Source organism: Mycetohabitans rhizoxinica HKI 454 (assembly GCF_000198775.1).
GTDB classification, from domain to species: Bacteria; Pseudomonadota; Gammaproteobacteria; order Burkholderiales; family Burkholderiaceae; genus Mycetohabitans; species Mycetohabitans rhizoxinica.
In genome coordinates, this window is record NC_014722.1 from 2,150,422 (window position 1) to 2,168,532 (window position 18,111).

The window sequence follows — 18,111 nt, forward strand, 5'->3', positions numbered from 1 at the left end:
CGCCGGCCCTCACGACAGCATACCGGCCTGCACCAGGCGGCCCAGTCAGCAAGACGGCTTATGTGAGCGAGACGGCCTATGTGAATAAGCGCGAGCGCTCGCTGGCCAACCGGCCGATGCGGTCTGGGCGACGGATCGGCGATAATACAACCCTATGACGTACAACCCTATGACGCCGGTGCCATCCCGGTCGACGCGCGGCCCAAGTACCCTCCTGCCCACGGTCGCCGCACGGCCACATTGATTTCTGTTTTCGCCAAGAGCAGCACACCATGAGTATCGTCAACCTTGCCGCTTACAAATTTATTTCGCTGGACGCGATCGACACGTGGCGTCCGGTGCTGCGACAGCGATGCGACGCGCTGGCGCTGCGCGGCACGATCCTGCTCGCGCCCGAGGGCATCAACCTGTTCATCGCCGGCAGCCGCGAGGCAACCGACACGTTCATCGACTACCTGCGCACCGATCCGATGTTCGGCGGTAAGTTCGCGGATTTGCCGTTCAAGCAAAGCCTGTCGGACAAGCAACCGTTCCGACGCATGCTGGTCAGACTCAAGCGTGAAATCATCACAATGAAGTCGCCAGCGATACGGCCCGAAGCCGGCCGCGCGCCGGCGATCGATGCGCGCACCCTGAAGCAATGGCTCGATCACGGGCGCGACGACGCCGGCCGTCCCGTGGTGATGCTCGACACGCGCAATGCGTTCGAAGTCGACGTGGGCACATTCGACAACGCGATCGACTATCGGCTGACGAAATTCAGCGAGTTTCCGGATGCCGTCGCGTCGCATCGAGACGCGCTGGCAGGCAAGACCGTCGTGTCGTTCTGCACCGGCGGCATCCGCTGCGAGAAAGCCGCAATTCACATGCACAACATCGGCATCGACAGCGTGTACCAGCTCGATGGCGGTATCCTGAAGTACTTCGAGGAAGTAGGCGGCGCTCACTACCATGGCGACTGCTTCGTGTTCGATCATCGAACGGCACTTAACCCGCAACTCGAACCGACTGGCACTGTGCAGTGCTTCGCGTGCCGCGCGGTCGTCACCCCGACCGAACAACAATCGCCGCTTTATATCGCCGGCGAACAGTGCCCGCACTGCGCAAACGATGCGCGCCCGTCATCCGAGACATCGGCACAGATCGCCACATGATGCCCGCCCGGTCGGGTCGCGACGGGCGCGGCTTGCTCACTGGTCGTGACATAAAAAACGCTTTGCGATGCAGATGATAACGGGGGCCGCGTCGCCACGCCGCTATCGCGGCCGTTTTGCGCCGTCCCCGAGCGGCCCGCTGCATCAAGGCTCGCTGGTCAGCGCGCTGGCGAGCTACCTAGACGCGCGTGCGCATGACGGCACGTGGCTGGTCAGGATAGAGGACGTCGATATACCGCGCACGGTGCCCGGCGCAGCAGAACACATCTTGAAGACGCTACACCGGCTCGGCATGCACTGCGACGAAACGCCAGTATGGCAAAGCACTCGCACCGCGCTGTACCAGCAAGCGCTCACTCAGTTGGATACAGCGGGCCTGATTTATCCATGCGGATGCACACGCAAGGAAATCGCCGATTCGCTGCTGCGCGCGCACGTTCGGCACACGACACTCGCCTACCCGGGAACATGCCGAAGCGGATTGCACGGCAAGCCAGCGCGTGCGTGGCGCATCCGGGTGCCGGACGGAGAGAATGCGGTGGTCGTCTTCGACGACCGCTGGCAGCATGCGCAGCGGCAGGATCTCGCCACCGAGGTCGGCGACTTCGTGATGAGGCGCGCGGATGGACTCTGGGCCTACCAGCTCGCGGTGGTCGTCGACGACGCGCAGCAACGGATTACCGACGTCGTGCGCGGCGCAGACCTGCTTGATTCCACCGCGCGGCAAATCTACTTACAGCGCTGCCTCGGCTATCCGACGCCCGCTTATCTGCACGTGCCCGTGGTCGTCAATGCGCAGGGCGAGAAATTGAGCAAGCAAACCGGCGCACCACCGATCGACATCGACCGGCCGCTCAACGCGCTATTGGCTGCGGCGTCGCATCTCGGGCTCGCGTTGGCACCGCAGCGATGCAAGACGCTGGAGGCGTTCTATCGCGAGGCCGTGCCCGCTTGGCGCGCGCGCCTGGCGACGCGCGCGTAACACTGTCACGAATTCCGGCGTGGCATGCCGAAGCCGCCCAGCAGCGCAGCTAGCGGTCGCTTCGGCGTCTTCTTGTCGTCTGATGGGCTCGATTCCGCGCGTTCCGACGTCTGGCGGGCCGAAGGCGACGGCTCGTACGGCTTCGTGAAGAAATCGTCGGCCGGCTGGGCGTCACGCATTGACGCGCGCACCCGGTCAGCGACGTGTGCATGACGATCGCGACGGCTATCGCCGCGATCGTCATGATAACGCGAGCGGCCTTGACGGGCCGGCCGGTCCAGCTCGAGCGGCTCGATGGTCAACGCCCGCTTGATCAGTTTTTCGATGTCCGCTAGTTGCTTACGCTCGTTGCCACTAAACAACGACAGCGCGTCGCCGGATGCTCCGGCACGACCCGTGCGCCCGATCCGGTGCACATAATCTTCCGCATTGAACGGCAAGTCGAAATTGATCACCGCCGGCAACTCCGCGATATCCAGGCCGCGCGCGGCCACGTCGGTCGCCACCAAGGCCTCGATCTCGCCGCGCTTGAACGCATCCAACGCCTGCATCCGCTCGCTTTGCGAACGGTCACCATGGATTGCGGTGGCCACCACGCCATCGCGCTCAAGTTGCTTTGCAAGCCGGCTCGCACCGATCTTGCTGTTGCAAAAAACGATCACCTGCTTCAACTCGCGCTGACGAATCAGCTGCACGACCGCTGCCTGCTTGTCCGGCTCGGCCACCTCGAAGACGATTTGCCGCACGTTCGACGCCGTCGAATTACTACGGGCCACCTCGATCGTGACCGGATCGCGCAAGTAAGTCGACGCAAGCTTCTTGATTTCGGCAGAGAATGTCGCAGAAAACAGCAACGTCTGCCTTTGGCTCGGCAGCAGATTCAGGATCCGCTGCAAATCGGGCAAAAAGCCCATGTCGAGCATCCGGTCGGCCTCGTCGAGCACGAGCATCTGCACCTGTGCCAGTGACGTGCTCTTTTGCTGCACATGATCGAGCAGCCGGCCGGGCGTCGCGATCAGGATCTCGACCCCACGGCGCAATTCAGCCGTTTGCGGATTCATATCGACGCCGCCGAACACGACCGCGCTGCGTAGCGCGGTATGCTTGGCGTACGCATGCACATTGGCCGCCACCTGGTCCGCAAGCTCGCGTGTAGGCGTCAGAATCAACGCCCGCACCGGGTGACGCGCAGGAGACGCACTGGTACTGGCGAGCGGCAACAAACGCTGGATGATCGGTAGCGAGAAGCTGGCCGTCTTGCCGGTGCCGGTCTGCGCCGCACCCATGACGTCGCGTCCGGCCAGCACGATGGGGATCGCCTGCGCCTGAATCGGCGTCGGTTTCGTGTAGCCCTGTTCGCCTATCGCCTGAAGAATCGGCGCGGCAAGGCCGAACCCGTCGAATGACAACGGGGCGGCAGCTGGCGCGGAACTGGAGGCGGCGGCGCTTGCCGTAGCACCGCAAGCCCCCGCGTCAGTCGGGACGGAACGTGAGGTAATGGCTGAATCTGACATGTGTGGGCGTTCGCTCAAGCGGCCGCGTGCGCGGCTGCCCCTAATGAAATACCGGAAATAGCCTTAAATTGTAGCACTTTGCGCGGCCACGGCCGGATTCGGCGCGACAGGGCGCATGCATTACGTATCACCCTCAGGCGCAATTCGGTCATGTCCTCGATCGCGTAGCGGATACGTCCACGCACGCGTCAGCCGGCGCCGCGGCCACGTGGCCGATCAACGGCACAATAACCAGCGGCACGATACTCTGGCCCGCCAGCGCGAGCCCACACAGTATACCAACCGCGATTTGAATAGCCGCTACCAGGGAATGTCACCGTCCTGGAGTGTCACCGTTCGTGCCCGGCTCGATCATACACCGCCACTCACCGGTTTGATACGGCTGGCCGCCGTGCGTGCGCGCTCGCGGGCTTCATCGACGCTCGACGCCACCGCCAACGCCACACCCATGCGGCGCTTGACAAAGCTCTGCGGCTTGCCGAATAGCCGCAGGTCCGCGCCCGGCACCGCCAGCGCATCGGCAACACCGTCAAAGCCAATGCCTTTTTCGTCGCGACCGCCATAGATCACTGCCGACGCCCCGGGCGAGCGCAACGCGGGGTCCACCGGCAAGCCAAGGATCGCGCGTGCATGCAGTTCGAATTCGGAAAAGCGCTGCGTGGCCAGCGTTACGAGCCCGGTATCGTGTGGACGCGGGCTGACCTCGGAAAACCAGATCTGATCGCCACGGACGAATAGCTCGACCCCAAACAGCCCACGCCCACCCAGAGCGGCCGTCATCCGCTGAGCGACCTCACGCGCCCGCTCGAGCGCAAGCGGGCTCATGGGCTGCGGTTGCCATGATTCGACGTAGTCCCCGTCTACTTGCAGGTGGCCCACCGGCTCACAGAAATACGTCGCGATCCCACCGCTTGCCGGATCGGTGGCTCGCACGGTGAGCAGCGTGATCTCATAGTCGAATTGCACGAAGCCCTCGACGATCACCCGGCCGTGATGCACGCGCCCGCCCGACATCGCGCAATGCCAGGCCCGCTCAATGTCTGCAGCGCTCCTGAGCACGGACTGGCCTTTGCCGGAGGACGACATGACGGGCTTGACCACGCACGGGTAGCCAATACCGGCGTCGATCGCGGCTCGCAGCGCGTCGAGCGAGTCCGCAAACGCGTAGGGCGAAGTCGGCAATTGCAGTTGCTCGGCGGCCAGGCGACGAATGCCTTCGCGATTCATTGTCAATTGCGTCGCGCGTGCGGTGGGGATCACCTCAGCCAGTCCCTGGGCTTCGATTGCGGCAAGCTCGTCGGTGGCAATCGCCTCGATTTCGGGCACGATCAGATGCGGGCGCTCCTGTTCGACCAGTGCGCGAAGCGCGCGGCCATCGGCCATGTCCACCACGTACGCACGATGCGCGACCTGGTGGCCGGGGGCATCGGCATAGCGATCAACTGCAATCACCTCGACCCCGAGCCGCTGCAACGCGATGATCACCTCTTTGCCCAACTCACCGGCCCCGAGCAGCATCACACGGGTCGCGCCCGGCGACAATGGCGTGCCGAAACGCCGGTGATGAAACGAACTGACGGACATGGATTCTCCTTTGATGTAGCCAAGACCGGTAGTGCGGCATGGCCGGCGATGTTAACATGCTGCCCCTTCGCGCAATACCCGCCGCACACGCAGGTTGCATCGGCCATCGGTACGCGGTCAGGACCGGTGGTCGCCACGGCATTCACATCGAGCAGTTAAACTTGCTCTTTGGTTCGCGATCGTCGTCCGGCAGTGCGGCACCTACTCTCTCTGACTGATTCTATTCAAGCATGCTCAGCGTGGTTCTCGGCGGATTCGGATTTTCCACAGCCTGGCTCATCGTCTTCACGTGGCGACTCGCGCGTGCGCTGTGGCCGGGTGGCGCCGGCCTGCAAGGGCCCGGGACGATCCGCCTGTGGCTCGGCACCGTCGTCGTCTTGGTCGCCAGCAGCGCGCTGGAGGCGCGGCTCGCCACGCATGCCGCGTACGACACGATCGGCCGTACAAGCGCTGCGAGCCTGGCCGCGCTGCTGGGCACACCCGCGTCGATCGTCGTGTTCACGCTGTTGTGGATTGCCGCGCTGCCGTGGCTGTTTGGCACCCAATGGCCACAATGCTTCGCGTACCTGGACCGTACTTTCGGCCTAGGCATCGGTATCGGCACACGCCGCACGTCGCGCGACGAACGACACGAAAGTCCGACACATCGCCCCACCGGCGGCGACGAAACGCATGGTCCGCGCGAAATTTATTTTCGCGTGCCCAGCAACGGCGGTTTTGGCCCGAACGATACGCGTGGCAAGCGTGCGTGCGCATCCCACTGGCCCGACGCGCGCCGCGTGCCGAAGCACCTAGGCATGACACGCGGTTTCACGGGCCCGTCACCGAACGCCCGGTTTGAGTCGGCGGGCCCATCGGTAAGCCTTCATGACCACGGCCGCGGGCCGACGATTGCGTCGCCCGCCGCCACGTCGCCACCCGCGGTGTCGCCAGTGGCCACCCCGGCGCCGTACGCTGCCCCCGCGCACGGCGCCTCGAAGGTTCTTTCACGCGGCAGGAACGCACCGCTGCAGACAGGGGGAACCCTACGCGCGACGATGCCGGCCTCACCGGTGCGGCTGGCCGTGCCCCCGTACGCGGCCCATTCACGCACCGTCCTGCGCACGGCCGTGCTCGACGGTAACGAAGCGCGCCGCACGACGCCGCGCGGCGGCGCCCCCGCCGCGCCCGCTCCCCGGCAAGCGCCGTCGCGCACACCGCCGCGCCCGTATCGGCCGAGCGACAACTACCTAGACCGCGCCGCGGCACCGCACGGCAGACTCGCGAGCGGACCTGCGCAACTGGACGGCGTGTTCACCCCGCCGCCTGCACCGCCGGCGCCGCCAAGCATCGTGGCAGCACTGCGCGCAATCGAGCAACAAGCAGCCCAATGGAGCGCGCTCGCCGGCGCAAACCTCGACCGACGAGCAGGTCGCAACGGCAACACGGCCACCGCGCTGCCAACAGCGCCCGTGCCTGCTGCGTCACCGCTGGCTCAATCCTCGTCGAAATCTGCGGCAATGCCTCACGATCCGGCTCCGTCGGCATTCGCTCCAACGTCCGCTGTTACGTCTTCGTCCGCGTGCGCGACGCCGCGATTGGATCCGGACCAGCCAAGGCTCGCTGCCCCACCGGATGCAATCCCACCGGACGCAGCCACGCCGGAATCCGCTCCCACACTGCTGACCCAATCATTGTCGAAATCTGCCTCACCACCACTGGCCCCCCTCCCGCCAGCGCGTGCCGAGATGCCTTTGGACACCCTTCGATCGCCTGAGCTGCGCGTAGATGCGCCGGCGGTTAACCCTGTTTCATTCGATACTGAGTCCACACCGCCATGGGTGCAGGCTCCCACGGACCCTCCTCCGTCCGCGTCAGACCTGCCCTCCGCCGCTCTCCCACCGGTCATCCCGCCGACTACCCAGGTTGCGGCAGTTGCCGCTGCCGTCTGCGCATCGGCGCCCTTGCCGGCGTCGGCGCCAATGCCCACACCTGGGCCGATGTCCACGCCCGGGCCGATGCCCACGCCCGAGCCGATGCCCAGTCCCGACGGCGGCGCGCCGGTTTCTGCTACGGTGCCTGCCGCACCCGAGGAAACCCTGCCGGCGGCAAGCCCCGCCCCAAAGCGCAACGCGTTCCCATTCCAGGCGAGCGCCGCCTCGCCTATCGAATTGCCGGCCCTGGCGCTGCTCACAAGCGGCTCGGACATCATCGAACCGGTATCCGAGGCAGCGCTCGCCGCGACCGGCCAGTTAATTGAGCAGCGGCTCAAGGAGTTCAAGGTGCCGGTGTCCGTGATCGGCGCTTCGGCCGGCCCAGTGATCACGCGCTTCGAGATCGAGCCGGCACTGGGGGTGCGCGGCAGCCAGATCGTGGGCTTGATGAAGGACTTGTCACGCGGCCTCGGATTGACGTCAATCCGCGTGGTCGAGACGATCCCGGGCAAGACCTGCATGGGACTCGAACTGCCCAACGCCCGACGGCAAGTAATCCGGTTGGCGGACATCCTCGCGTCGCGCGAATACGCGGACTCGTCATCGCAACTCACGCTCGCGCTGGGCAAGGACATCACGGGCGAGCCGGTCGTGACCGACTTGGCACGCGCGCCGCACATGCTCGTGGCCGGCACCACCGGCTCGGGCAAGTCGGTGGCGATCAACGCGATGATCGTATCCTTGCTGTATAAGGCAACGCCGCGGGACGTCCGGCTGATTATGATCGACCCGAAGATGCTGGAACTGTCGGTCTACGAGGGCATCCCGCATCTGCTTGCGCCGGTCGTGACCGATATGAAGCTCGCGGCAAACGCACTGACGTGGTGCGTCGCGGAAATGGAGAAGCGCTATCGGCTCATGTCCGCGCTCGGTGTGCGCAACCTCGCGGGCTTCAACCAGAAAATCGTCGATGCTGAACAGGCCGGACGCAAGATCGGCAATCCGTTCTCGCTAACGCCGGACGCACCGGAGCCGCTTGCTCCCCTGCCCATGATCGTGGTGGTCATCGACGAGCTAGCCGACCTCATGATGGTGTCCGGTAAGAAAATCGAGGAGTTGATTGCCCGGCTCGCGCAAAAGGCCCGGGCTGCCGGGATCCACTTGATCCTAGCCACACAACGGCCGTCGGTTGACGTGATCACGGGTCTGATCAAAGCGAACATTCCGACACGGGTGGCATTCCAAGTTTCGTCCAAGGTGGACTCGCGCACCATCCTCGATCAGATGGGCGCGGAATCGCTGCTCGGCCAAGGGGACATGCTGTTCCTGCCGCCCGGCACCGGCTACCCGCAACGGGTCCACGGTGCCTTCGTCGCGGACGACGAAGTCCATCGCGTCGTCGAACATCTGAAGCAGTTCGGTGAACCGGAATACGAGGAAGGCATCCTAGCTGGCGTGCCCGGGGACAGTGCGGCCACGGACCTGTTCGGCGAAGCGCCCGATGCAGAGGCCGATCCGCTGTATGACGAGGCCGTGGCATTCGTGTTGCGCAGTCGCCGCGCGTCGATCTCATCGGTGCAACGACAGTTACGCATCGGCTACAACCGCGCTGCCCGTTTGGTCGAGCAAATGGAAGCGGCCGGACTGGTGTCGTCAATGGGCGTCAACGGCAGCCGCGAAGTGCTCGCGCCGGCGCCCACGGATTGAGTCGCCGCGCCTGCGGCGCACGCCCCTCGACGCGCGCTGCCGTTCTCGAGACGGCACCCCGGCCTCGCCTACGCGCCTGGCTCGTCGAGCGGAACGAATTCAAAAAATGCCGGCGAGCCGATCTCCAGCCGCTTGGGATCAGGCTTCAGCAAGCCGGTCTGCGTGTCGCGCGCGAACAGGTACGCTATATCGCTCAGTTAATTGCCCACGATCAGCCACCGCCCGCTCGGGGGTCGATCCGGAATTCACGCGGCGCGCTGCCCAGACTCGACTGACGACCCACGAGGCCCAGGCGGCCGTTGTCGGCACCAACCGAATAGATAACGATTTCATTGGCATCACCGCGGTGGGTCGCATACAGGAAGCGGCCGTCCGGCGACAAGTGGATCGCGCCGCCACCCACCTTACCGCGAAAGCCCGGCGCACTCAACGGCACAACCTGGCACTGCATGAGCCGGCCGGCCGCGTAATCGAATACCGTGACGGTCGCGCTCAGCTCCTGCGTCAGGTACGCATGGGTGCCGCTCTTGTCAAAGATTAGGTGTCGCGGCCCCGTCCCGCCCTTCATGACCGTATAACGCCAGTCGGTCGGACTGAGCAGGCCACGGCTGCCCTCGACCGGACTGAACCTCATGCGGCACGAAGAGCCGATGGCCAAGACCGCCGCCGGCGCGGCCAGCCTCGTTCCGCGCTGGATGCGCCGCAATAAGGGACACGCTCGCCATTCATTTGCTGCATTGCACCAACCTGCGATTGTCCGATATGATCGGATATCAGGATTGGACACGTCGTCCCACGCCCGGCCGCCCGCGTGTCTCGCGCGGGCGGCAAAAAGCGCTCAGCATCGACCGGCGCCGTACCCATGGCAGTGAGAATCGACCCACATGCCGTAACCGGAGCAAGCATGCTCTACCAATTTCACGAATTCCAGCGTGCGCTGCTGAGCCCGCTGACTGCTTGGGCGCAATCCGCGTCGAAATCGTTCGCGAATCCGGCCAGTCCACTCGCCTACGTCCCTGGTGCATCGCACTGGGCCGCCGCCTACGAGTTGCTGTACCGGCTCGGCAAGGACTATGAGCGTCCCGAATTCAACATCAAGCAGATTGAGAAGGACGGTCGCAGCATCCCGATCGTCGAGCAGACGATCCTGGAAAAACCGTTTTGCCGGCTGCTGCGCTTCAAGCGGTATTCCGACGACAGCGACGCCGTATCGCAACTAAAACATGAACCGGTCGTGCTGGTCTGCGCGCCGCTGTCCGGGCATCACTCGACGCTGTTGCGTGACACGGTGCGCATGCTGCTGCAGGACCACAAAGTCTACATCACTGACTGGATCGATGCACGGATGGTGCCTCTCGAGGCCGGCGCGTTTCATCTGGACGACTACGTCGAGTACATCCAGGACTTCATCCGGCACATCGGCGCGAAGAACCTGCACGTAATCTCGGTATGCCAGCCGACGGTGCCGGTGCTCGCGGCGATTTCGCTGATGGCCAGCCGCAGCGAGAACACGCCGCGCACAATGACGATGATGGGTGGGCCGATCGATGCCCGCAAGAGCCCGACGTCGGTGAACTCGCTGGCAACTCAGCACGCGTACGAGTGGTTCGAGAACAATGTGATCTATACGGTGCCGTCGAACTATCCGGGCGCGGGCCGCAAAGTTTATCCGGGTTTTCTGCAGCACGCCGGGTTCGTTGCGATGAACCCAGAGCGGCATTGGCAATCGCATTGGGCATTCTTTGAGAACCTGGTGCGCGGCGACGAAGACGATGCCCAAGCGCATCGCCGCTTCTACGACGAATACAACGCCGTACTGGATATGGCGGCGGAATATTACTTGGAAACGATCCGCATCGTGTTTCAGGAATTCCGGCTTGCGCAAGGCACTTGGGTCGTCAACGGCGAGCCGGTGCGCCCACAGGACATCACCGATACCGCGCTCTTTACGATCGAGGGTGAGCTAGATGACATCTCCGGCTGTGGACAGACGCGCGCCGCCCACACGCTGTGCACCGGCATTGCGTCAGCGTCACGTCGGCATTTCACCGCGGAGCAATGCGGTCACTACGGAATCTTCTCGGGACGGCGCTGGCGCACGATCATCTATCCGCAGATCCGCGAGTTCATCCATGAGCATGATCACGAGACTGCGGTGCAGACGTAGCGCCGGCGCGCTCGGCTCTCCCACACGGACGGCCGCGATTAAAGTCAGCACGTCGCCAAGGATTGGCTTGACCTGGCATCTAAAACAGTTCGTGCAATCCTGCCACGGATCTGAGCGCTGTGCTTGTCGCAGCCCCGTTTAAATTGGGTATCGCATCGGGCGTGCCGCATCTGGGTTGCCGGACATATCAGCGGCGCTGGCGTTCAGGCAAGGGAAAGTTGCAACTGAGCCGTTAATTTTGATGGGGCGATTCAGGCTCCTCCGGTGCGTTATCCGCTATGTTACCCAGAGTGAGCCCAGGCTGATAAAACGCCTGGGGAAGGTACGATGATTTGAGTCGCTTGGTTGCTTCATCGTTCTTCGATGCCGTTGGCGGGCGCTTTATGCTTGCGTGAGTCCGCAATGGCGCTACATCGTCAACCCCAACCGGTACTCGCATAATAGATGGGAAATCCGAAGGCGCGACTTGTGGCCGCTGCCGAGCCGTATCAACGGTACGCAATGGCGCGCCACCCGTAGCCGCACTTCGAGACTCATCCAAAGCCTGCGTCGCATCTGCGCGCGCGACGTCCGAAGCCGCGTGTTGGATCAAGCTTAGCCTGATGCCTTCGGCGAACGCCTCATCGTTGGCTGTTTCTATTGCCTGCTCGGACGGCCTTTCGTTTTCTTCCTTCGCGTTTAACTTTAAAAAAATCTCTTGCTGTTTCTCGCTCAAATATCCTCCAAGATTTGGGGGACTAACGGTATTTCGCCGCKGCGRCGACRGCGGAACGACTCGTCTGAGTGGCCGCCGTATCGGAACRRCCCTAAATATTTGGCCGTGGCGGCACGTCCTCAAGTCTTGCAKGCGTAGCATAGCTTGGGGAGGGAGGCTGAGGCATTGGCATATTGGGGTTGATGCCTGGCTCTTGAAACATCTGCCGCGGCACACCGTGATTGGCGAACGCCGGCATCCTGTACCCGGCGCCGTTTGGTTCATGCCAGCCAGCAGCCATCGGAACGTTGCCGTGACTCAGCCATGGAGACGGCGGCACGCTGCCACTGCCAGGCCCGTATGAACCGTACGACGGCATAATCGCACTACTGGATACCGCTGGCATGGATACACCGCCCAACCACTGCGAAATGGCAGACACAATCGAGTTAGGCGATGACTGCGGCGGCGGCAGAACGACCACCACGTGGCTTAAAGGCTGAAAAGGCCCCGACATAACCGATAGGCTAGTGCTCCCCATCGGGGCAAACCATGATGGCGTCACGCTCCCAGGTGGCGGCCCGAATCGTGGCGCGGTAGAAAAGCCTATTGCATTGCCGTGTCCCCAAACATGCGGTGGGTGGGCACCTTGTATAGCGCCGCCCGTACTTGGGGAGGAACTATTCCACTGCGCTTGTTCGGACGGTAGCGCGGCAGCACGCAGACGCGAGCCACACTTTTTCAACCCGCTTAGCAGTGCCGAGACCCCGGCACGCGCTGGAGTGACGCCCGGCTTGTCCTCAGAAGCCGAACGTAGACCTTGCGACTGTGGCAAAGTCTGTCCAGATACATCCAGTTTTAGCCTTTCAAACATACATGCTCCAATGATCGCGTCCTATTCGAATTGTGCGTTGCTGCCTGGCGCCACAGCGTGATTTCGCAATGGCAATCCATCGGCGGCCGTAATCGACAGTCGCGTAGCATGCCCGCAGGGTACGCATTCCCAGTTGGTTTGGCTTCAAATTAATCCGTCTCTTGGTCTACCGAAAATATATTTGGCGCCAACTGCGGCTGATAAACGTTCCTACGGGTTTCGGTCAGCGGTCGATGCACCGGTACGCTTCTCTCCTGGGGAGGTAATACACGGCTCTTCCCCTGCTCCTTCGAGGCATCATCGGGAAGACTAGCGTGTGACGGACTCGCGTGCTTTGAGCGCTGTCCCGATGGCTTTTTAACAGGGGAGTGTTTCAACGTCGAAGATGGCGGAGCCGATGGCGTTTTCGCGGAGACGACTCCCCCCTGCTGGGGGCGTAACATACTCATCTTCCACTGCTCCTTCGAGGCATCATCGGGGACACGAGCTTGTGGCAAATCCACCTTCTCCGAGCGTTGCTTCGGCGGCGCAAATGAACTGCACAATAGCATCTTCGCGGGATCCGGTTGCCGCAGCGATGGGAACGGCTCGTCTTCGTCTAAAGATGCGGTGTCACCTTTCCACACGGGAACACCGAACGACTGGAATGGGCCATTAGGCCCATCGGCACGACCCTCTTTCGAAAACGGTGCGATGACACCTTGTGCTGGCACGTTCATTTGTGACGTCGTTTGCCCTTCCCAAGCCGAAGCAGCTTTGGGAAGGAAGAAGCCGCGGAACATTCGTGCTACAGCGGCCGCGATTGCCTTGCAACGGGCCAACGGCACAGTCGAGAAAGATGTGCTCGCCCGACGCAGCATTTGCGGGAATGAAGACATCCAGCGAGCGCTGGGGTGCTCCCCGGCGTCCAGCGCGGATTGGCGAACCGTCGGCTGCGGGCCATGTACGCCAGAGGCAGCAGGGAACGTCTGATTGCCTTTGACAAGAGCACCGCGCGAACCGAACGCTGCCGGCCTTCCTCCAGGCGGTTGAATGCGCGTGCTCTTAGGCCTAGCCAACGTTTTCAGGGCCGCCAGCGGCCCGTTGGACGCGCAGGGCATCGAAGGACACGGTGTGCTCGCAAAGGAACGCTCATTGAGCCATTGCGGCAACAGCGCTGCTGAGCCGGGAAGTATCGCGACACGGTGGTTGTACAAGTCTGACTCCTGACGCGGCGGTAAATATGGCACCACGCTCCGTCAGCTTAATCGCGGCACGGCGCAACATCAGGTTGCATCCGAACGGCAACGCCGGCAAGCGAATCGACGAACCCCTGTCTCGACGCACTGGGTAGAACCTCGCAACTGCGACGGGCTTAAGCTTGATGCTGACCCTCATCACGACATGCTTGAGCAGCGCACCGCCTGTCGTGCCGCACAGCACAGTGCAGCACAGTGCAGTACAGTACAGCACGAGCATCACCGATGCAGCAAATAAGCCAGCAACATATCCGTATTGAGCCGAACCATCTCGGCATGCTCATCGCCGTGGCCGAAATCTCGTCCCAGCGTCGCATACAGCGTATGCCGATTGGACACGATGTAATAGCCTAAACCGGAGATCGTCACATACAGGCGTAGCGGATCGATGCCGGCCCGGAACAGCCCAGCGCGATGCCCGCGCTCCAGGATGCCGGAAAGCGTCGCGAGCACCGGTGAAACGGTCTCACGAATCCGCGTCGATTTTTGCAGATACCGCGCCTCATGCAGGTTTTCGTTGTTCAGCAAGCGCAGCAGGTCAGGATGCTGACGATAGAACGCCCATATGAAGTGGGCCAGCCGCGTAATGGCCTCCACGGGCGCCAGTCCGTTCAGGTCCAGCGTGCGCTCCGCTTCGGCAAATCCCGTCAGCGCCTGCTCCAGCACTGCGGTGAACAACTGTTCCTTGCTGCCGAAGTAATAGTACAGCATCCGCTCGTTGGTCTCGGCACGACGGGCGATCTGGTCCACGCGCGCGCCGGATAATCCACCGTTCGCGAATTCCTCGGCAGCAGCAGCGAGGATGCGGCGCCTCGTGCCCTCGGGGTCCCTTTTGGTTCTCGGCTGGTCCATGTTCAGCTCATGATGCAGTCGCCGCGTTGATCGATCGCGTCACCGCCGGATAGGCCCACGGCGGCAGAGGAAACGGTGCGCCACGCTGGGTTACCGTCCTAACACTGACACGGGAAGCAGTTGGATTATGGCATGCGAGTCCGACGCCGCTATCGGAATAGGCGATAATTGCGTATTGATAAAATATGCGTCACGCTTCTCGACGCGGCCAGGTTCCGACACTGTGACTGCTTCTTCGTCGCTCGCGGATCGGATCGACGATCTGCTTCCCCAAACTCAATGCACCAAATGCGGCTATAGCGGCTGCCACCCCTATGCGCAAGCCGTGGCCGACGGCACGGCGAGCTACAACCAGTGTCCGCCCGGAGGACAGCAAGGTATCGTCCGGCTGGCGTCATTGCTCGACAAGCCGATCATCCCGCTCAATCCAGCCAACGGCGTCGAGCGCACCCGGCCGCGTGCGGTAATCGATGAAACCGTTTGCATCGGCTGTACGTTATGCATGCAGGCATGCCCGGTCGATGCCATTGTCGGCGCCCCGAAGCAACTGCATACGGTGCTGGCAGATTGGTGCACCGGCTGCGACCTGTGCGTCGCGCCGTGCCCCGTCGATTGTATCGAGATGGTTCCGGTGACCGGCACTGCCACCGGATGGGACGCATGGTCGCCGCAGCAGGCCGATGCGGCCCGACGCCGGCACGCGCAGCGCAATGCGCGGCTCGATAAAGAGCGTGACGCAGCGCAGCAGCGCGCCGCCGCGCGTCGCGCGGCGATGAGCCCGGGTGCCACACCGGTGCCACCGATGCCGGAATGGGCATCGCTCGGCGCGGTGCGCGAAGGCGCAGGTGCGACGCCCGATCGCTCGCACGGCGCGACGCCCGCCGCTGTTGCCGCGGCCGGCATGCTGGCGTCCGAGTCAACGGCGCCGTCGCAGGACAATGCTGCCGCGCGAAAGCAGGCGATCATCCAGGCGGCGCTTGAGCGGGCCCGGAAGAAGAAAGAGGAACTGGCCACCCAGGGGCTCGGGCCGCGCAACATATCGGACATCAGCCCGGCCGTGCAAGCGCAAATCGACGCGGCCGAAGCACGTCGGCGGCGCCTAGGATTAAACTCGGGCGAACGAGCCACCCATACATCGGCGCCGCCCCCGCCGCCGCCCAATGCGCGTAAAGACGGCTCCGACACCGATGCATGATGCGCCATGTGCGCCCGATTGTCCCCTGAAGCGACGACTCTCCATGAATGCCCAAAAGCGCCGCGCGATCTACGAAACGCTGCAAAGCCTGAATCCCCATCCGACGACGGAGCTAGAGTACACGACACCGTTCGAACTGCTGATCGCAGTGATGCTGTCGGCGCAGGCGACCGACATTTCAGTCAACAAGGCGATGCGCCAAATGTTCCCCGTCGCCAACACGCCAAAAACCATCCTAGCGCTCGGCGAGGACGGTGTGGCGCAGTACATCAAGACGATTGGACTGTACCGGACCAAGGCCAAGAACGTCATCGCGACCTGTAGGATCCTGCTCGACAAACACCACGGCGAAGTGCCGGCTGATCGCGAAGCGCTCGAGGCCCTACCGGGAGTGGGCCGCAAGACGGCGAACGTCGTGCTGAACACTGCATTCGGGCACCCGACGATCGCCGTGGACACCCATATCTTCCGCGTCGCGAACCGCACCGGGCTGGCACCCGGCAAGGACGTGCGGGCGGTGGAGGTGGCGCTGGAAAAGCTCACGCCGGTCGAATTCCGCCATGACGCGCACCACTGGCTGATCCTGCACGGCCGCTATGTATGCCGCGCGCGACTGCCTGAATGCTGGCATTGCGCGATCGAGCCGCTGTGCGAATTTAAGAGCAAGACACTCGCTCCCACTCAATGATGCCATGATTGCCGCCAAAGCACCGCAGATATACTGATCTGAAGCGTGCGTCGTAGCTGGGCCACAGTGCCGTGGCTGGGCAGCGATGAGCATAGCGGTGCGACGATGCGGCACCACGACAACGCTCGGCGTACAATAAAGCATTGCGCGGCTACGCGTGCCAAGTGGTTCCAGTGCCTGATGTTCAATCCGAGTCGCGACGAAGTCCGTCGTTTTTTTACTGAGACGTGGCGCAAGCAACGCGCCGGCGAAATCTTAACCCCGCTGCAGAGCATGGCGGCGGACTGGATCGTCCAGCACCCGGAGTACCAAGCCGTCCTAAGCTGCGCCGACGCAGGCGAGCAGCACTACTCGCCCGAGCGCGGCCAGACAAACCCGTTCCTGCACTTGTCGATGCATTTGGCCATCAGCGAGCAGTTGTCGATCGACCAGCCGCGCGGCATCCGCGCCGCACACGAGCGCCTGGCGACGCGCCTGGGCTCGGACCACGACGCCCACCACGCGATCATGGAATGCCTTGGCCAGGTAATTTGGGAAGCACAACGCAACAACGTCCCGCCGGATACCGACGCGTATCTGGCGCTGATCGAGCAGCGCGCGTCCCGGGATTAACGACACGCCGCGTCGCAAGGGCCCAATGAAAACCCCGTGGGAACTCAATTTCCACGGGGTGACATATCGGTTACGCCATCAGCCCACGCGGCCGGCCGACGCGGCGACGACGCCGTGCGTGTTCGCCGGCGGTGTAAGACCGCTACTTCTTCAGCACGAGATCGCCCTTTAGTGACTCGACATACGCGGCAATGTCTTTCAAATCGCTTTCCGACAAGTTCTGCACCTGCGCAGCCATGATCGCATTGTCGCGACCAAAGGACGGATTGCCACCGCCCATTTGATATTGGCGCAATGTCCAATAGGTGTAGTCGGCATGCTGCCCGGCGAGCTTTGGATAATCCGGACTCACCGGCGTGCTCAGTTCCGCTCCGTGGCATGCAGCGCAGTTGGTGCGCTCGACAAGCGCGCGCCCGTTACCGATGTCCGCGGCTTGCGCGGCCCCGATCGACACCATTGCCGCACACGCAGCGACCATTGCCTTGGCGACGCCCGACGCTTCGATGATGCGCTTTTTCATGAGTTCTCCTGTTGCTCGTCTACCGTTCGCCACGTTCCAGTCACCGCTGCGGATTGGGCTGGCTTTCCGGCGTTTGAGCCGCGTAGTACGCGGCCAGGTCGGCAATGTCCTGGTCCGTCAGCGACTTGGCGATCGCCTCCATCGGCGCGAACTTGCGTGAACCCTTCTTGTATCCCTGCAATGCGTTTTCCAGGTACTTCGCGTTCTGACCGCCGAGCATCGGCACTTTGTAGACCTGTGGAAACGCGGCGCGATAGCCGGGAATGCCGTGGCAGCCAATGCACATGGCGACCTTCCCTTGTGCGGCGCGCGCGTTGCCGACCACGTCCGCCGCCGCAGTGCCGGCTGACCCGGCGAGCACCGCAATGGCAGCCATCACGACGAATCTGTTCATAAGCATCTAACCTGGCTGTAGGG

12 protein-coding genes and 2 pseudogenes are annotated in these 18,111 nt (G+C 63.1%); 7 read left to right on the plus strand and 7 right to left on the minus strand.

Going from position 1 to position 18,111, the window contains the following annotated elements:
- Nucleotides 1-272: 272 nt before the first annotated feature.
- Nucleotides 273-1,154: a sulfurtransferase gene (locus RBRH_RS09320; protein WP_013435961.1), complete on the plus strand. Its 882-nt coding sequence runs from the start codon at nt 273-275 to the stop codon at nt 1,152-1,154.
- A 67-nt stretch (nt 1,155-1,221) separates the two neighbouring features.
- Nucleotides 1,222-2,136 carry a tRNA glutamyl-Q(34) synthetase GluQRS gene (gene gluQRS, locus RBRH_RS09325; protein WP_013435962.1) on the plus strand — a complete coding sequence of 305 codons (915 nt, stop codon included), beginning with the start codon at nt 1,222-1,224 and terminating at the stop codon, nt 2,134-2,136.
- Nucleotides 2,137-2,141: 5 nt separating this feature from the next.
- Here the strand turns inward: gluQRS and RBRH_RS09330 are convergent, their stop codons facing one another.
- Nucleotides 2,142-3,650 carry a DEAD/DEAH box helicase gene (locus RBRH_RS09330; RefSeq protein WP_083813519.1) on the minus strand — a complete coding sequence of 503 codons (1,509 nt, stop codon included), beginning with the start codon at nt 3,648-3,650 and terminating at the stop codon, nt 2,142-2,144.
- Nucleotides 3,651-4,001: 351 nt separating this feature from the next.
- On the minus strand, nt 4,002-5,234 hold the full coding sequence (gene purT, locus RBRH_RS09335) for a formate-dependent phosphoribosylglycinamide formyltransferase (protein ID WP_013435965.1): 1,233 nt from the start codon (nt 5,232-5,234) through the stop codon (nt 4,002-4,004).
- Nucleotides 5,235-7,216: 1,982 nt separating this feature from the next.
- Between purT and RBRH_RS21570 the strand changes: the two are divergent.
- Nucleotides 7,217-8,854: pseudogene (locus RBRH_RS21570) on the plus strand (DNA translocase FtsK); the annotation flags it as partial.
- Between the two features lie 68 nt (nt 8,855-8,922).
- On the opposite strand, the pseudogene RBRH_RS09345 reads toward RBRH_RS21570, so the two are convergent.
- Nucleotides 8,923-9,485: pseudogene (locus RBRH_RS09345) on the minus strand (beta-propeller fold lactonase family protein); the annotation flags it as partial.
- A gap of 273 nt (nt 9,486-9,758) precedes the next feature.
- Between RBRH_RS09345 and RBRH_RS09350 the strand changes: the two are divergent.
- Nucleotides 9,759-11,021, plus strand: a complete 1,263-nt coding sequence (locus RBRH_RS09350; protein ID WP_041753740.1) for a polyhydroxyalkanoate depolymerase — start codon at nt 9,759-9,761, stop codon at nt 11,019-11,021.
- A gap of 232 nt (nt 11,022-11,253) precedes the next feature.
- Here the strand turns inward: RBRH_RS09350 and RBRH_RS09355 are convergent, their stop codons facing one another.
- Nucleotides 11,254-11,736: a hypothetical protein gene (locus tag RBRH_RS09355; protein ID WP_041753741.1), complete on the minus strand. Its 483-nt coding sequence runs from the start codon at nt 11,734-11,736 to the stop codon at nt 11,254-11,256.
- A 2,310-nt stretch (nt 11,737-14,046) separates the two neighbouring features.
- Complete coding sequence (locus RBRH_RS09365) at nt 14,047-14,679, minus strand: TetR/AcrR family transcriptional regulator (RefSeq protein WP_013435972.1); 633 nt, start codon at nt 14,677-14,679, stop codon at nt 14,047-14,049.
- 223 nt (nt 14,680-14,902) lie between these two features.
- On the opposite strand from RBRH_RS09365, the gene rsxB reads away from it, so the two are divergent.
- From rsxB to RBRH_RS09380, 3 genes are all read left to right on the plus strand, one after another.
- On the plus strand, nt 14,903-15,874 hold the full coding sequence (rsxB, locus tag RBRH_RS09370; protein ID WP_049786476.1) for an electron transport complex subunit RsxB: 972 nt from the start codon (nt 14,903-14,905) through the stop codon (nt 15,872-15,874).
- Nucleotides 15,875-15,917: 43 nt separating this feature from the next.
- Entirely contained in the window at nt 15,918-16,562 is a 645-nt protein-coding gene (gene nth, locus RBRH_RS09375; protein WP_041753743.1) for an endonuclease III, read from the plus strand.
- Between the two features lie 180 nt (nt 16,563-16,742).
- Nucleotides 16,743-17,174, plus strand: coding sequence for a DUF1841 family protein (locus RBRH_RS09380; RefSeq protein WP_041753744.1), 432 nt, complete (start codon nt 16,743-16,745; stop codon nt 17,172-17,174).
- Nucleotides 17,175-17,316: 142 nt separating this feature from the next.
- Here RBRH_RS09380 and RBRH_RS09385 read toward each other — a convergent pair whose 3' ends face one another.
- Both RBRH_RS09385 and RBRH_RS09390 read right to left on the minus strand, forming a co-directional pair.
- Entirely contained in the window at nt 17,317-17,694 is a 378-nt protein-coding gene (locus RBRH_RS09385; protein WP_041753745.1) for a c-type cytochrome, read from the minus strand.
- A gap of 40 nt (nt 17,695-17,734) precedes the next feature.
- Nucleotides 17,735-18,088 carry a c-type cytochrome gene (locus tag RBRH_RS09390; protein WP_041753746.1) on the minus strand — a complete coding sequence of 118 codons (354 nt, stop codon included), beginning with the start codon at nt 18,086-18,088 and terminating at the stop codon, nt 17,735-17,737.
- Nucleotides 18,089-18,111 lie beyond the last annotated feature (23 nt).

Bases quoted from the DNA above. Each gene is read 5' to 3' on its own strand.
- RBRH_RS09350 (WP_041753740.1), top strand. From the start codon at position 9,759: ATGCTCTACCAATTTCACGAATTCCAGCGTGCGCTGCTGAGCCCGCTG.
- RBRH_RS09330 (WP_083813519.1), bottom strand. From the start codon at position 3,650: ATGTCAGATTCAGCCATTACCTCACGTTCCGTCCCGACTGACGCGGGG.
- purT (WP_013435965.1), bottom strand. From the start codon at position 5,234: ATGTCCGTCAGTTCGTTTCATCACCGGCGTTTCGGCACGCCATTGTCG.
- RBRH_RS09365 (WP_013435972.1), bottom strand. From the start codon at position 14,679: ATGGACCAGCCGAGAACCAAAAGGGACCCCGAGGGCACGAGGCGCCGC.
- nth (WP_041753743.1), top strand. From the start codon at position 15,918: ATGAATGCCCAAAAGCGCCGCGCGATCTACGAAACGCTGCAAAGCCTG.
- RBRH_RS09385 (WP_041753745.1), bottom strand. From the start codon at position 17,694: ATGAAAAAGCGCATCATCGAAGCGTCGGGCGTCGCCAAGGCAATGGTC.
- RBRH_RS09390 (WP_041753746.1), bottom strand. From the start codon at position 18,088: ATGAACAGATTCGTCGTGATGGCTGCCATTGCGGTGCTCGCCGGGTCA.
- gluQRS (WP_013435962.1), top strand. From the start codon at position 1,222: ATGCAGATGATAACGGGGGCCGCGTCGCCACGCCGCTATCGCGGCCGT.
- RBRH_RS09320 (WP_013435961.1), top strand. From the start codon at position 273: ATGAGTATCGTCAACCTTGCCGCTTACAAATTTATTTCGCTGGACGCG.
- RBRH_RS09380 (WP_041753744.1), top strand. From the start codon at position 16,743: ATGTTCAATCCGAGTCGCGACGAAGTCCGTCGTTTTTTTACTGAGACG.